General features: G+C 32.3%; 1 protein-coding gene. It reads left to right on the top strand.

Annotated features, from left to right (window positions below; all coding sequences use genetic code 11):
- On the top strand, positions 1 to 628 hold a 628-nt coding region (locus ACSX1H_RS19465; protein ID WP_439185928.1), incomplete at its 5' end, for an outer membrane beta-barrel protein.
- Between the last annotated feature and the right edge of the window lie 133 nt (positions 629 to 761).

Below are 761 nucleotides of genomic sequence, written 5' to 3'. Positions count from 1 at the left end.
AAAAAAAATGAAAAAAATAGGATTATTATTAATCGGATTGACATTTGCAATTCTATTAAATGGACAGACTATAAAAATACAAGGAGGAACTTCGATTTCTAAACTTGATTGGCAAAATGCTAATCAACTAGATAACAAGAAACTTATAGGACATTCTGTTTTTGCAGGATTAGATTACTTTGATAAGCAATATTTTAATCTTTCAAGTAATATCGGATTGATTAGAAAAGGTGGTGAGTATGATATTAATTTCGGTTCTGATGAGGTAGCTTCAGATAAACCAATCTTAGATTATTTATCAATTAATACAACTATTGATTTTAAGTATTCAATAAAAGAGAAATTCGCTCCATTTATCAGTATGGGGCCTCGTGTTGACTTTTTAGTTAATAGTAGGAATTTTTATGCTCTTGAGGGGCTTGGCGAACTAAAAGATACATCGTTTGGATTAATACTTGGCGGAGGACTAAGATACGATATTTCAAATCTTCAATTTGGATTACGAGCGGATTACTATTTAGATTTCACAAAAGTTGCGGACTGGACAATTGAAAGTACTGGAAATGGTGGAGAAGTGTCAGTAAATACTTTTACAATAAATTTGACAATTGGATATAAACTAAAATAATTACTGGTGCCAACAATGTATAAAAATAATAGCCGAGACAGTAGTAAAATCAGCAGTTGTAGCCCGCTCCAACTCTTCTGTAACTTGACAGGAAAGTACCACGCAGTCGGCTACTATTCTTATACTCACCGTT

Origin of the sequence: Carboxylicivirga taeanensis (genome assembly GCF_051851475.1) — a bacterium.
Taxonomy (GTDB): domain Bacteria; phylum Bacteroidota; class Bacteroidia; order Bacteroidales; family Marinilabiliaceae; genus Carboxylicivirga; species Carboxylicivirga taeanensis.
The sequence above is the reverse complement of the archived record's forward strand: the minus strand, read 5'-3'. Positions and strand labels throughout refer to the sequence as shown.